Consider the following 13,020-nt stretch of genomic DNA (forward strand, 5'->3'; position numbering starts at 1 on the left):
GCAGAGGAAAAGGAAGACAAGGAAATCGTCATCCCGGCGCGGGTGGTTTCCCGCGAAGAGATCGTCGTTTCAGGAAGCGGGATGCTCCGGGCGCCGGACAGCGACCTCGTCCAATCCTCGGCGATCCTGCTCGATGTCGACCCGGGCTTCGGCGCGCGCGTCGAGAATAGGCTCCGCGATGAAGCGGGGGTCGTCCAGTTCCGCCGGTCGGACAGCCGAAGTGCGCATCCGACAAGTCAGGGCGTGACGCTGCGCGGGCTTGGCGGCAATGCGTCGAGCCGCGCGCTGGTGACGCTCGACGGCGTGCCGCAGTCCGATCCGTTCGGCGGCTGGGTCGCGTGGAGCGCCTATGATGCGATCAATCTCGGTGGCGTCGTCGTGACGCGCGGCGGCGGGAGTGGCGCCGACGGGCCGGGTGCGCTGGCGGGGACGATCGGCCTTCATTCGACGATGACCGACGGCGTCGAGGCGAGCCTTGCCTATGGCAGCCGCGATAGCTGGGACGCATCGGCGTCGGTTGGCGGCGAAATCGGTAACGGACAAATCGCCGTCGATGGCCGCTACAGCCGCGGCGATGGCTTCGTGCCGGTTGCGAAGGGACAACGCGGCTCGGTCGATCGCGCGGCACCCTATGAGCAGGGCGGGCTTGGCCTGCGTCTTCGTTTCGACGCCGGTGACGACAGCCGAATCGAAGCCGCGCTGCGCGGCTTTTCGGACCGGCGCGATCGCGGGACCGATTTCACGCAAAGCAGGTTCGACGGGATCGACGCCAGCCTGCGTTTCGTCCACGATCCCTTTGGCGAGACGCAATGGCTAGCGCTCGGCTATGTCCAACTCCGCGATTTCGAAAGCGGCTTCGCGAGCGTCGCCCCCGGCCGGAACAGCATCGCCCCCGCCCTGTTCCAGCGCGTGCCCGCCACCGGCGTCGGCGCGCGCTTCGAATTACGCCCGGCGATCGACGGGGCCAATCCGCTGCGGGTCGGCGCCGACTGGCGGCGGACGGTGGGCCGCACCGAGGAGGATTTCCTCTTCAGCGGCGTGGTCCCCGGTCGCCACCGCATCGCGGGCGGCAGCAGCGATACCGTCGGCGCCTTTGCAGAGTGGGCGTCGGGCGACGCCGACGATGGCCTCCTCTGGACCTTCAGCGGCCGCATCGATCGCTGGTGGCTGGGCGAGGGCTATCGGCTCGAACGCAATATCGCTGGCCCCGTCATCACCGACCTCAGCTTCGCCGCGCGGCAGGGGTGGGAAGGCAGCGGCCGCGCGGGTGTGCGCTGGACGTCGGATGCCTTTGCGCTGCGTGCCGCGGCCTATCGTGGTTGGCGTCTCCCGACGCTCAACGAGCTTTATCGTCCGTTCCGGGTCGGCGCCGAAGTGACGACCGCGAATGCCGCGCTGGAACCCGAACGCCTGTGGGGCGGCGAGGTCGGCGCCGATTGGGATAACGGCGATACCAAGCTGTCGGCGACGCTGTTCGCCAACCATCTGACCAACGCGATCGCCAATGTGACGCTCGCACCGAACCTCAACCAGCGGCAGAATCTCGACGCGATCGACAGCAAGGGCGTCGAAGTCAGCGCCGAGCAGCGCGTCGGCCCGGCGACGCTGCGTGCGACCTATGCCTTCACCGACGCCAAGGTCGACGCCTCGGGCGCGGCCGCAACGCTCGACGGCCGACGCCCGGCGCAGATCGCGAAGCATGGCGGCAGCGTGTCGCTGCGCAGCAACACGGGCGGCCCCTTCGGCGGCTTCGCGACGCTGCGCTATGTCGGCAAGCAGAATGAGGACGACCTTGGGCTGCTGGAACTCGACGATGCGCTGACGCTCGATGCCGGGCTGTCGTGGCGCTTTTCCGACGCGGTCAGCGTCGAGGCGCGGGGCGAGAATCTTTTCGACGAGCTGGTGCCCGCCGCGATCTCCTCGTCGGGCATCGTCGAACGCGCGACCCCACGGACCCTGTGGGTCGGTGCGCGCGTGTCTTTCTGACTTTCGCATCATTCCGCCCTTCACAGGGTGGAAACAGGCGATAGGATGGGCGCGCCGGGATTTTTTGAGCGTGTGGGGGTGACCAATTCATGGCCGCGAAGAAGTTGAATCTCGATAATTTCCTGCCTTACCGCCTGTCCATCGCTTCCAATGCCTTGTCGAGCCGGATCGCCGCCGAATATGAAAATCGCTTCGGGCTGAAGATTCCCGAATGGCGGTTGATGGCGGTGCTGGGCGAAGGGCGGCCGAAGACGCAGCGCGAGCTGGTCGAGGCGACGCGGATGGACAAGGTGACGGTGAACCGCGCCGCGAAAGCCTTGGCCGACCGCCAGCTCATCGCGCGCCAGGCGCACGAGGCCGACGGGCGCTCGCACCATCTCGAACTCACCGAAACGGGGCGTTCGCTCTATGACGCGATCGTCCCCGCGGCGCTGGCCAGCGAGGCGCAACTCGAATCGAACATCAGCGCCAGCGAACGCGCGACGCTGATGGCCATCCTTGCGAAACTGACCGCCGCCGCCGAAGATTATGGCTGATCGCACCTATCGCGCCGCACCGGCCGACGCATTGCGCGTCGAGCCGCTGGGCGAGCTGACCGCGATCTTCGACCGGCGGTCGATGCAGACGCATCTGGTCGTCTCGCCGATGCCCGAGATTCTGGGTGCCATGGGCGCCGACCCGTGCGACGCCGCACTCCTCACTTCGCGCCTTGTGGCGACATTCGATCTCGACAGCGAAAATGACGCGCGACCGATCCTTGCCGAGCGGCTGGTCGAACTCGCCGCGATGGGGCTGGTGGAGCGCGCGTGAGGCATCATCTGCGCATTGCAGTCGGCCCGGTGCAGTTCCGGATTGGAAGCGACTGGCTCGAGCCGATCGCAGCGCTCGAACATCTGTATGCGGGCTATCCGCAGTACGATGCACGTCCCGCCGATGCAACGGTGCGGCTGTTCGCGGCGCGGCCCTGGCGGCGCTGGCTGCGGCCCTCGGTCCATATCGGCGGCGATTTCGTTGTGCCCGACGCGCTGCCGCTGCCGCTCTCGATGGGACTGCTCGCCGCCGAGATGGGGATGAATTTGCAGGTCGCGCTTGGCTGGCGGCGGCATATGCTGTTGCATGCGAGCGGGGTGGCTAAGGACGGCCGCGCGCTGATCATGTCGGGCGAGTCGGGGTCGGGAAAGTCGACCCTGGCGGCGCTGCTCGGCGAGGGCGATTGGCGCCTGATGGGCGACGAGTTCACGCTGATCGACCCCGAGAGCGGCGAGGCGTTGGCTTTTCCGCGTGCGGTCAGCCTGAAGAATGAAGCGATCGCCGAGGTCACCGCGCAGGTCGATGCGTCGCGGCTCGGGCCCCTGCTGGCGGGGACGCCCAAGGGCGACATTCGCCATCTGATCCCGCGACCCGAAGCCGTCGCCGCGATGCACAAGCCCGCACGTCCCGCGCTGCTGCTGTTCCCACGCTTCGGCGGCGAGGTGGCGGTCGAGCCGATGGGCGAGGGCGAGGCCTTTGTCCGCTTGACCGAGGCGTCGACCAACTATGTCGCGCTCGGCGAGGCGGGTTTCGCCGCGCTGACGCGGCTGGTTCGCGAAACCCCGGCTTTCGGCATTTCCTATCCCGACAGCGCCGCCGGTATCGCGCTGGTCGAGCAGCTCTGGGCGGAGGCCGCCAAGTGAGCGCGGTACGAACCTTCGTCGACCTGCTCGCCGGCCGCAGCCACCCGGCCGCGCTCGCCTCGCGCGACTGGGACGGCGTGATCGGCGCCGCGCGCAGCGAGGCGATGCTCGCAACGCTCGCGCACCGTCTTGCCGATGCCGACCTGCCGCCGGCGGTCGCCGCGCTCTTCGCCGACCAGCGCGCCGCCGCCAAGGTCGCGCAGACGCAGGCCTTGTGGGAAGCCGAGATGGCGCGACGCGCGCTTGCCCCGGCGGGGATCGAATTCGTGCTGCTGAAAGGCGCGGCCTATGCCGCCGCAGGCATGTCGTGCGCCGCGGGGCGCCAGATCGGCGACCTCGACATATTGGTCCTCGCGCCCGACATCCGCCGCGCCGAAAACCTGCTGCTCAAGGCCGGGTGGGAATGGGTGAAGTCCGACCCCTATGATGACGCCTATTATCGCCAGCATATGCACGAGCTGCCGCCGATGATCCACAAGGCGCGCGACCGGATGATCGACGTCCATCACACGATCCTGCCGCGCACCCACCGGATCACGCCGGACGCCCTCGCGCTGGTCAGCGATGCGGTGACCAGCAACACGGGTTTCGCTGTGCTGAACCCTGCCGATATGGCGTGTCATTGCGCCGCGCATATGCTCGCCGACGGCGATTTGCAGGGGGGCTTACGCAATCTGTGGGATTTCCACACGATGACGCGCGACTTCGCCGCCGCCGATCCGGGTTTCTGGGGACAGCTCGACGGACGGGCGGCGCTGCATGGATTGCAACATGCGGCGCACCGCGCCGCGCGGCTGTCGCGCGATCTTTATGGTGCGGCGCTGCCGAGCGGGTGGGATCGGCAGGAGCCGACCGACGTGTGGTTCCGACGCCGCCTCTTCGCGCGCGACGATTGGGGGCGTGTGACGGAACCGTTGCTCGAACAGGCTTTCTACATCCGCTCGCACTGGCTGCGGATGCCGCCCGCGATGCTCGCGAAGCACCTCTGGACCAAGTGGCGGAAGCGCTAGAGCGTTTCGAGCAGCGGCACCAATTCGTCAAAATGATCGATCACATGGTCGGCGCCAAGTTCAAGAGCGGGCCGGTCGAGGAAGCCGAAGCTGACCGCGACGCTCGGTACGCCCGCATTCTTCGCCGCCATGACATCGTAGATGCTGTCGCCGACAAAGGCCGCGCGCCCGCCGCCGCATCGCTGGGTCATGGCATGGATCGGTTCGGGCGACGGCTTGCGGACGCCCAGCGTGTCGCCGCCGATGATCGTCGTCATCCGGTCGGCAAGATCGAATTCGCCGAGCAGGACGCGCGCCAGATGCTCCGCCTTGTTGGTGACGATCGCGGTGCGCACGCCCAGCGTGCCCAGCCGATCGAGCGCGGCGATCACGCCGGGGAAGGGGCGGCTGTGGACCGCGATATGCGCTTCGTAGAAAGCGAGCAGTTCGGGATAGAGCCGCTCGACCGCGCCATCGGGGACGCCGCCCGACGCGCGCAGCCCCTCCTCGAGCATATGCTTCGCGCCGCGCCCGATCATCGGCCGCACCGCCGCCTCGGCCAGCGGGGCGCGGTCCATCAGTCCCAGCGTATGATTGACCGCCGCCGCAAGGTCGCCGAGCGTATCGAGGAGCGTGCCGTCGAGGTCGAAGCCGACGATCGTAAAAGGAAATCCGTTCATCCGCCGCGCATGGCGCGATGCTCTGGAAACCGCAATGATTTGCTGGCATGGCAACGCGCATGAGCAACAAGATCGCCGCTATCGTCCTTGCCGCGGGCAAGGGCACCCGCATGAAGTCCGACCTGCACAAGGTGCTGCATCCGATCGCGGGGCGCCCGATGCTGCTGCACCTGATGGCGAGCGTCGACGAACTCAGCCCCGCGAAGAAGGTCGTAGTCGTCGGCGACAAGGCCGACCAGCTCGAAGCCGCGCTGGCGGGAAGCGCCGTGCTGGCGGTCCAGGACCCGCAGCTCGGCACCGGCCATGCGGTGCAGCAGGGCGAAGCGGCGCTGGCGGGTTTCGACGGCGATGTGCTGATCCTCTATGGCGACGTGCCCTTCGTTCCCGCGGCGACGATGCAGGCGATGATCGACCGCTTGAACGCCCCCGATGCGCCCGCCGTCGTCGTGCTCGCGTTCGAGCCTGCCGATGCGCAGCAATATGGCCGCGTGATCACCGAAGGCGACTATGTCACCAAGATGGTCGAGCATAAGGATGCGACCGACGCCGAGCGCGCGGTGCGCCTGTGCAATTCGGGGCTGATGGCCGCGAAGTCGGCCGACCTGTTCGCGCTGCTCGCGCGCGTCACCGACGATAATGCGGCGAAGGAATATTATCTCGTCGACATCGTCAATATCGCGAACGCCGACGGGCGCCATTGCGCGGTCGTTGTCACCGACCCCTATGATGTCGCGGGCATCAACAGCCGCGGCGAACTCGCGGGACTAGAAGGCGAATGGCAGGCGCGGCGCCGCGTGCAGGCGATGGCCGACGGCGCCAGCCTGATCGCCCCCGACACCGTCTGGTTCGCATGGGATACCGAGCTCGGCCGCGACGTGCTGATCGAGCCCAATGTCTTCTTCGGCCCGGGCGCGACCATCGCCGACAATGTGAAGATCCGCGCGAATTGCCACATCGAAGGCGCCATCGTCGGCGCGGGCTGCGAAGTCGGCCCCTTCGCGCGGCTGCGCCCCGGCACGATCCTCGGCGAAAAGGCGAAGATCGGCAATTTCGTCGAAACCAAGAAAGCGGTGCTCGGCAAGGGCGCCAAGGCGAACCACCTGACCTATCTCGGCGACGTCACCGTGGGCGCCGGCGCGAACATCGGCGCGGGCACGATCACCTGCAACTATGACGGATATTTCAAATATAGAACCGAGATTGGCGAAAATGCCTTCATCGGATCGAACAGCGCGCTGATCGCGCCGGTCAAGATCGGCCGCGACGCGATCGTCGCCGCGGGCAGCGCGGTGACGCTCGACGTTGCCGACGGCGAGCTCCGTCTCGTCCGCGCCGAGCAACTCGTCAAGCCCGGCTGGGCCGACCGCTTCCACGACGCGATGCGCAAGAAGAAGGCGGCGGAGAAAAAGGCATGAGCGATCGTTATACCGACAAGCCCTTCCTGCGCTTTGTCGACGCCTGGGTGCTGAAGGCGATCGGCCATCTCGACGCGGCGACCGAAACCTATTGCGAGGCGATGGTGCCGCAGCTTGAGCAAAGTTTCGGCGTGAAGGGAAGCTGGGAGCAGATCGTCGAGCAGCAGATGAAGTTCGCGCCCGGACTGAAGGCGCAGATTCTGAAAATCTGGACCGACGGCAGGGTGCGCTTCGAAGCGGGTAATGGCGAGGCGCCCGACCCGGTGCAGTTCGCGATGATCTTCGTCGACCGGAATTTCGGGCGGACATGAACGGTCTGATCGTCCGTCCGGCGGCGCGCGCCGACTATGATCGCTGGCTGCCTTTATGGGACGGCTACAACGCATTCTACGGCCGCAGCGGCGATACCGCGCTGGTTCCGGAAATCACGGCCGCGACGTGGGAGCGCTTTTTCGATCCGTATGAGCCGATGTTCGCGCTCGTCGCCGAACAGGACGGTGCGCTTCTCGGCCTCACCCATTATCTCCTGCATCGCAGCACGACCTCGTTGCTGCCGTCGCTTTACCTGCAGGATCTGTTCACCGCCGCCGAAGCGCGCGGCAAGGGCGTCGGCCGCGCGCTGATCGAGGCCGTTTATGACGCAGCAAAGGAAGCTTCGCTGCCGCGCGTCTATTGGTTGACGCACGAAACCAACGACACGGCGATGACGCTCTACGACCGCATCGCCGAAAAATCAGGCTTTATCGTCTATCGGAAGATGCTGCCGGCTTGATTTGATATCATGATATGATATCAACGGCGCATGCGTTTTCTCGCCGACGTTCCCGATGACGATATTCAGTGGCTCGACGCGCTCGCGGCCGAACAGGGCGTGTCGCGTGCCGAGCTCGTTCGCCGCGCTGTCGCGGCCTATCGCGCCGACGTGTCGGGCGACGCGATCGACAATGCGTTCGGCATCTGGCGCGGCCGCACCGACATCGGCGACGGGCTGAAATATCAGCGGCGGCTGCGGGGCAAGCGCGAATGATCGACGCGCAGTTCGACAGCGATATCCTCATTGACGCGCTGAATGGCGTCGAGGCGGCGCGCGGCGAAATTCGCCGCGCCGGACGCAAGAGCATCAGCCGGATCAGCTGGACCGAGGTCATGTCGGCCGCCGACCCCGCCTCGGTGAAAGCGGTCGAGGCGTTCCTTGGCTGTTTCCAGGTCGAAGAGGTCGGCGATGCGGTTGCGCGCCGGGCTGCCGCGCTGCGCGCCGAACGCAAAGGCTTGACGCTGGCCGATGCTTTCGTCTTAGCCACCGCGCAAATATCGGGACGCATTCTCGTGACGCGCAATATCAAGGTGTTTCCGGCCGCGATGCCGGGTATTCGCGTCCCCTACACGCTGTAAAAGAAAGCCTCATCCATGTGCGGAATTATCGGAATTATCGGCACGGCCCAGGTCGCGGACCGCCTCGTCGACGGGCTGCGGCGCATGGAATATCGCGGTTATGACTCGGCGGGTGTGTGTACGGTCGAGGGCGGCCAGCTGATCCGCCGCCGCGCCGAGGGCAAGCTCGGCAATCTGGTGAAGGAGCTCGCGGGCAATCCCGCGCCCGGCCTCGTCGGCATCGCGCACACGCGCTGGGCGACTCACGGCGCGCCGACGACGAGCAACGCGCACCCGCATGCGACGGGCGAAGTCGCGCTCGTCCACAACGGGATCATCGAGAATTTCAAGCCGCTGCGCGAGGCGCTCACCGGGCGCGGACGCAAGTTCGAAAGCGAGACCGACACCGAAGTCGTCGCGCATCTGGTTTCCGAACAGGTCGAGGCGGGCAAGTCGCCCGCCGATGCGGTGAAAGCGGTGCTGCCGCAGCTCCGCGGCGCCTTCGCGCTCGCGATCGCGTTCCGCAGCCATCCCGACCTGCTTATCGGTGCCCGCCTCGGCTCACCGCTCGTCGTCGGCTATGGCGAGGGGGAAACCTATCTCGGCAGCGACGCACTCGCGCTCGCGCCGCTGACGCAAAAGATCGCCTATCTCGAAGAGGGCGACTGGGTGGTCATCGGCCGCGAAGGCGCGCAGATCTTCGACGCCGACAATCATCCGGTCGAGCGCGAGATCACCACCAGCGGCGTCACCGCTGCGACGATCGAGAAGGGCAATTACCGCCACTTCATGCAAAAGGAGATTTTCGAGCAGCCGACCGTCGTCGCGCAGACGCTCTCCTCCTACATCCGCCCGCTCGAACAGACCGTCGCACTGCCGCAGATGGATTTCGACCTGTCGGCGATCGAGCGCATCACCATCGTCGCGTGCGGCACCAGCTTCTACGCCGGCATGGTCGCGAAATATTGGTTCGAGACCTTCGCGCGCGTCCCCGTCGACATCGATGTCGCGTCCGAATTTCGCTACCGCGACCCGGTGCTCCAGCCAGGCGGGCTCGCGCTCTTCATCTCGCAATCGGGGGAGACCGCCGATACGCTCGCGGCGCTCCGCCATTGCAAGGCGCATGGCCAGACGATCGCGGTCGTCGTCAATGTGCCGACGAGCAGCATGGCGCGCGAGGCCGATTTGCTGCTTCCGACCCACGCCGGCCCCGAGATCGGCGTCGCGTCGACCAAGGCCTTCACCTGCCAACTCGCGGTGCTCGCCGCGCTCGCCGCGCATCTCGCGCTCAAAAAGGGCAAGCTCAGCTCCGATGAGGAGCGCGAGATCGTCAGGCATCTGATCGAAGCACCCGCCGCGCTCAACGCCGCGCTCGCGCATGACGAGGATATCGCGGCGATGGCGCACCTCGTCGCTCCCGCGCGTGACGTGCTCTACCTCGGCCGCGGCCCCGACTATCCGCTCGCGCTCGAAGGCGCGCTCAAGCTCAAGGAAATCTCATACATCCACGCCGAGGGTTATGCGTCGGGCGAGATGAAGCACGGCCCGATCGCGCTGATCGACGAGGCGGTCCCGGTGATCGTCCTCGCGCCCAGCGGCCCGCTGTTCGAAAAGACCGTCAGCAACATGCAGGAAGTCATGGCGCGCGGCGGCAAGGTCGTGCTGATCAGCGACGCCGAAGGGCTAGCCGAAGCCGGCGACGGCTGCATGGCGACGATTGAGATGCCCAAGGTCCACCCGCTGATCGCGCCTCTGGTGTATGCGGTGCCGGTGCAGTTGCTCGCCTATCATGTGGCGGTCGCCAAGGGGACCGATGTCGACCAGCCGCGGAATTTGGCGAAGTCGGTGACGGTGGAATGAGCTGGAATACCACCTGCCATTGCGGCGCCATCGCGGTCCGTCTCGCCAAGGCGCCCGAAGAGATTGCCGAGTGCAACTGCTCGCTCTGCTTTTCGCACGCATGGGCGGGGAGGTCGATATGATGGGCGTCAACATGCGCCTGTTCGACCCCGCGCAACTTAGCGGGTTGAAACTCAACTTTCCCGACGGGCGCGGCTGGTCGGGCGAGGGGTCTTGGGGTTATGCGCGCGAGCATGAGGTCATGCGCTGACGCCCGCGTCGCCGGGATGTCACTCCGTCGCGTTGACCTGGGCGAGGATCGAAGCCGCGATTTCCTCGATCTTGCCAGCCACCAGCAAAGGCGCGCCGCCGACCATGCCGACCTGCGTCTGGCCATTTTCATAGTCGCGAAGCCAGGCGACATTTTCGGCGACGACGAGGTAATTGCCGCCGCGCGACTTGAGGGAAATGAACTTCATTGGGGAGTCTCCTGATCCCCGATGCTCTAGGCCGGAAATATGAAGAATATGAGATCGACTCCGCCCGCCGCGATCATCTTCGATTTCGACGGCGTCGTTGCCGACAGCGAGGTGCGCGCCAACCTTTCGCTCGCCGAGAGCCTGACCGCCGCCGGTATGCCAGCGACCTATGACGAGTGCCTGCGCGACTATTATGGCCATAATTGGCAGGAGACCGAACGGCGGATCGTCGCGCGCTATGGCCGCGCGCTACCCGCCGATTTCCGCGAGACGCACCGCGAACGGGCGCGGGCGCGCTATATGGAGGGTTTCGATGCCGTCCCCGGCGTCGCCTCCTTCCTCTACGCACTTGGGCCGCTCCCGCGCGCGATCGCGTCGTCGAGCCGCGCCGAATATATTGGCTGGGCGCTCGGGCTGTTCGGGCTCGGCCATCATTTCGGCGAGCATGTCTACAGCGCCGACGGCTGGGACCGCGGCAAACCCCACCCCGATATCTATCTCGCTGCCGCGAAGGGGCTGGGCGTTGATCCGGCCACATGCCTCGCGATCGAGGATTCGCCGACGGGCGCGCAGGCGGCGGTCGCCGCGGGGATGACCGTCGTCGGCTTTTGCGGCGCGGGGCATATCGTCGACCGTGCCGCGCATGGTGCGATGCTGCGCGGGGTTGGGGTGCATCATGTGGCGCTGACGTTTGACGAGGTTGCGATGCTGACACTCAACGCCAAATGATCCTCCCTGTGGCTGCGGCACAGGGAGGACCTATGCGACAAAAACCTCTGTCCTATAAAGCGACGGTGAATTAGCCTTGCGCTCCGTTCGATCCCGATCACGGGACGAAATATGCAATCGCGAGTGAAGTTACGGAGTTTTCTGCGACCTTTTAATATGCCCTTCGAGGAGAGAGCCATGTGCACTGAAAACACCGAAGCCGATCTCGACCGCGCGGGACTGTCCGTCGGGCGGCGTAGTTTTGCCGCGCTCGCGGGTGCCGGCGCACTGATCGCGGCGCTGCCCGCGCGCGCGATGGCGGGCAAGCCGGTGAAGGGCCGCGATGTCGAGATCAAGACCGATGACGGCACCGCCGACGCCTATTTCGTCGCGCCCGCGAGCGGCAAGCATCCCGGCGTGCTGATCTGGCCCGATATCCGCGGGCTTCGGCCTGCCTTTCGCCAGATGGCCGACCGGCTGGCGGGTGAGGGCTATGCGGTGCTCTGCGTCAATCCCTTCTACCGCTGGCAGAAATCGCCGGTGGTGGACGCGGCGAACGACTTCAACGATCCCGCGATCCGCGAGAAACTGTTCGGTTATCTGAAACAGCTGACGCGGCCGATCGTCGAAACCGACGCCAAGGCGCATCTCGCTTTCCTCGACGCGCAGAAAGAGGTTGATACCAAGCGCAAGCTCGGCACCACTGGCTACTGCATGGGCGGCGCGATGACGATCTATACCGCGGCGCTGAAGCCCGACCGCGTCGGCGCGGCGGGGAGCTTCCACGGCGGCGGTGTCGGCACCGACAAGCCCGACAGCCCGCACCTGCTGATCCCGAAAACCAACGCCGGCTATCTGTTCGCGATCGCCGATAACGACGACAAGGAAAATCCGAACGAGAAGGTGCTGCTCAAGGCCGTGCTGACCCCACGCAAACAGTGGCACGAGGTCGAGGTTTACGAAGGCGCGATGCACGGCTGGTGCCCGCCCGACGGCCGCGCCTACAACGAGGCCGCGGCGGAAAAGGCGTGGGCGCGGATGCTGGCGTTGTTCAAGGAGAGCCTGTAGCGCGGCTCGTGCGGAGAATTGACGGATGAATTGGACCGCTTTGACTCTCTATTTCGGAATCATCGGTGTGATGGCCGGTATCCCGATTTATTTCGCCCGCCGCTATCGCGGGCGGAAACTCGAAAGTCCGCCGCCGTCGCTGCCCGTTGTCGACCGGATCGGAACCGGCGACGGCTTGGTTTACGAGCGCAGCTGGCGGGTCGACGAGGCGGTCATGCCGCTCGACAATGGCGAGTTTCCACCGCCGCGCGGTTGAGGCATCCGGTCAGCGGTTCGCGGCATAGCTCGCATAGACGCGCTGGCCGGCGGGGCCGAAGGCCATGACTTTATAGGCTTCGCGGTGGTCGCCATGCTCCATCCCTGGCGATCCCGTCGGCATTCCGGCGACCGCCAGGCCTTTCACGCCCTTCGGCTTCTCGCGAAGCAGGCGGCTGATTTCCCTGGCGGGCACATGCCCCTCGATCACATAGCCGCCGACGAGCACGGTGTGACAGCTGCGCAGCGCCTGCGGCACGCCCTGCTTGTCCTTGACCGCGTTCATATCGGGCGAGTTCACCACGACCGCCTTCTGCCCGAACGAGGCTTTCACCTGCTCCAGCCATTTGAGGCAGCAGCCGCAGCCGGCATCGCGAAACATCGTCGGGTTCGCGGCGTGCGCGGTGCCGATGACGGCGGAGAAAGCGGCGAGGGCGAAAAACGCGCGGCGGGCAGGGAACATCGCAAATCCTTTTTGAAGAGCTTGCCGCAAACCTATAGGCTGACCCCATGAAAGTCCATTTCATCCGGTCGGGCGAGCGCCGCTATGGTATGCG

General features: G+C 66.1%; 18 protein-coding genes. 15 read left to right on the forward strand and 3 right to left on the reverse strand.

All coding sequences use genetic code 11. The features are described 5' to 3' along the window. Positions 1–42: 42 nt before the first annotated feature. The 5 genes from VJ811_RS15705 (at position 43) to VJ811_RS15725 (ending at position 4,669) form a co-directional block, all read left to right on the forward strand. Positions 43–1,986: a TonB-dependent receptor gene (locus tag VJ811_RS15705; protein ID WP_414711959.1), complete on the forward strand. Its 1,944-nt coding sequence runs from the start codon at positions 43–45 to the stop codon at positions 1,984–1,986. 89 nt (positions 1,987–2,075) lie between these two features. Then, entirely contained in the window at positions 2,076–2,522 is a 447-nt protein-coding gene (locus tag VJ811_RS15710; protein ID WP_324074036.1) for a MarR family winged helix-turn-helix transcriptional regulator, read from the forward strand. Next, positions 2,515–2,796 (forward strand): HPr-rel-A system PqqD family peptide chaperone, encoded by a 282-nt coding sequence (locus VJ811_RS15715; RefSeq protein WP_324074038.1) that lies wholly within the window; start codon positions 2,515–2,517, stop codon positions 2,794–2,796. Before VJ811_RS15710 ends, VJ811_RS15715 begins: the two co-directional genes overlap by 8 nt. Beyond that, complete coding sequence (locus VJ811_RS15720) at positions 2,793–3,659, forward strand: HprK-related kinase A (protein WP_324074040.1); 867 nt, start codon at positions 2,793–2,795, stop codon at positions 3,657–3,659. Before VJ811_RS15715 ends, VJ811_RS15720 begins: the two co-directional genes overlap by 4 nt. After that, the gene (locus tag VJ811_RS15725; protein WP_324074042.1) at positions 3,656–4,669 is read left to right on the forward strand and encodes a nucleotidyltransferase family protein; all 1,014 of its coding nucleotides are present in this window, start codon (positions 3,656–3,658) and stop codon (positions 4,667–4,669) included. The genes VJ811_RS15720 and VJ811_RS15725 overlap by 4 nt, the downstream gene beginning before the upstream one ends. Here the strand turns inward: VJ811_RS15725 and VJ811_RS15730 are convergent. After that, a complete protein-coding gene (locus VJ811_RS15730) occupies positions 4,666–5,328 on the reverse strand; it encodes an HAD-IA family hydrolase (protein WP_324074044.1) in 663 nt (220 codons plus the stop codon). The genes VJ811_RS15725 and VJ811_RS15730 overlap by 4 nt on opposite strands. A 59-nt stretch (positions 5,329–5,387) precedes the next feature. Between VJ811_RS15730 and glmU the strand changes: the two genes are divergently transcribed. The 7 genes from glmU (at position 5,388) to VJ811_RS15765 (ending at position 10,224) form a co-directional block, all read left to right on the forward strand. After that, entirely contained in the window at positions 5,388–6,743 is a 1,356-nt protein-coding gene (gene glmU / locus VJ811_RS15735; RefSeq protein WP_324074049.1) for a bifunctional UDP-N-acetylglucosamine diphosphorylase/glucosamine-1-phosphate N-acetyltransferase GlmU, read from the forward strand. Next, positions 6,740–7,054: a hypothetical protein gene (locus VJ811_RS15740; RefSeq protein ID WP_324074051.1), complete on the forward strand. Its 315-nt coding sequence runs from the start codon at positions 6,740–6,742 to the stop codon at positions 7,052–7,054. The genes glmU and VJ811_RS15740 overlap by 4 nt, the downstream gene beginning before the upstream one ends. Continuing rightward, positions 7,051–7,515 (forward strand): GNAT family N-acetyltransferase, encoded by a 465-nt coding sequence (locus VJ811_RS15745; protein ID WP_324074053.1) that lies wholly within the window; start codon positions 7,051–7,053, stop codon positions 7,513–7,515. The genes VJ811_RS15740 and VJ811_RS15745 overlap by 4 nt, the downstream gene beginning before the upstream one ends. A 30-nt stretch (positions 7,516–7,545) precedes the next feature. Next, positions 7,546–7,770: a ribbon-helix-helix domain-containing protein gene (locus tag VJ811_RS15750; protein ID WP_324074055.1), complete on the forward strand. Its 225-nt coding sequence runs from the start codon at positions 7,546–7,548 to the stop codon at positions 7,768–7,770. Beyond that, complete coding sequence (locus tag VJ811_RS15755) at positions 7,767–8,135, forward strand: PIN domain-containing protein (RefSeq protein WP_324074057.1); 369 nt, start codon at positions 7,767–7,769, stop codon at positions 8,133–8,135. The genes VJ811_RS15750 and VJ811_RS15755 overlap by 4 nt, the downstream gene beginning before the upstream one ends. A 15-nt stretch (positions 8,136–8,150) precedes the next feature. Then, on the forward strand, positions 8,151–9,974 hold the full coding sequence (gene glmS / locus VJ811_RS15760) for a glutamine--fructose-6-phosphate transaminase (isomerizing) (RefSeq protein WP_324074060.1): 1,824 nt from the start codon (positions 8,151–8,153) through the stop codon (positions 9,972–9,974). 70 nt (positions 9,975–10,044) lie between these two features. Further along, positions 10,045–10,224: a hypothetical protein gene (locus VJ811_RS15765; RefSeq protein WP_324074062.1), complete on the forward strand. Its 180-nt coding sequence runs from the start codon at positions 10,045–10,047 to the stop codon at positions 10,222–10,224. 19 nt (positions 10,225–10,243) lie between these two features. On the opposite strand, the gene VJ811_RS15770 is transcribed toward VJ811_RS15765, so the two are convergent. After that, the gene (locus VJ811_RS15770; RefSeq protein WP_324074064.1) at positions 10,244–10,432 is read right to left on the reverse strand and encodes a hypothetical protein; all 189 of its coding nucleotides are present in this window, start codon (positions 10,430–10,432) and stop codon (positions 10,244–10,246) included. 39 nt (positions 10,433–10,471) lie between these two features. Here VJ811_RS15770 and VJ811_RS15775 point away from each other — a divergent pair, with 39 nt between their 5' ends. The 3 genes from VJ811_RS15775 to VJ811_RS15785 all read left to right on the forward strand — a co-directional run bounded on the left by VJ811_RS15775 (position 10,472) and on the right by VJ811_RS15785 (position 12,464). Continuing rightward, positions 10,472–11,161: an HAD family phosphatase gene (locus VJ811_RS15775; protein WP_324074066.1), complete on the forward strand. Its 690-nt coding sequence runs from the start codon at positions 10,472–10,474 to the stop codon at positions 11,159–11,161. A 177-nt stretch (positions 11,162–11,338) separates the two neighbouring features. After that, on the forward strand, positions 11,339–12,208 hold the full coding sequence (locus VJ811_RS15780; protein ID WP_324074068.1) for a dienelactone hydrolase family protein: 870 nt from the start codon (positions 11,339–11,341) through the stop codon (positions 12,206–12,208). 70 nt (positions 12,209–12,278) lie between these two features. Further along, positions 12,279–12,464 (forward strand): hypothetical protein, encoded by a 186-nt coding sequence (locus VJ811_RS15785; RefSeq protein WP_324074070.1) that lies wholly within the window; start codon positions 12,279–12,281, stop codon positions 12,462–12,464. 9 nt (positions 12,465–12,473) lie between these two features. On the opposite strand, the gene VJ811_RS15790 is transcribed toward VJ811_RS15785, so the two are convergent. Further along, positions 12,474–12,926: a DUF411 domain-containing protein gene (locus VJ811_RS15790; protein WP_324074072.1), complete on the reverse strand. Its 453-nt coding sequence runs from the start codon at positions 12,924–12,926 to the stop codon at positions 12,474–12,476. Positions 12,927–13,020 lie beyond the last annotated feature (94 nt).

Source organism: Sphingopyxis sp., assembly GCF_035250425.1.
In the GTDB taxonomy this organism is placed as follows: domain Bacteria; phylum Pseudomonadota; class Alphaproteobacteria; order Sphingomonadales; family Sphingomonadaceae; genus Sphingopyxis.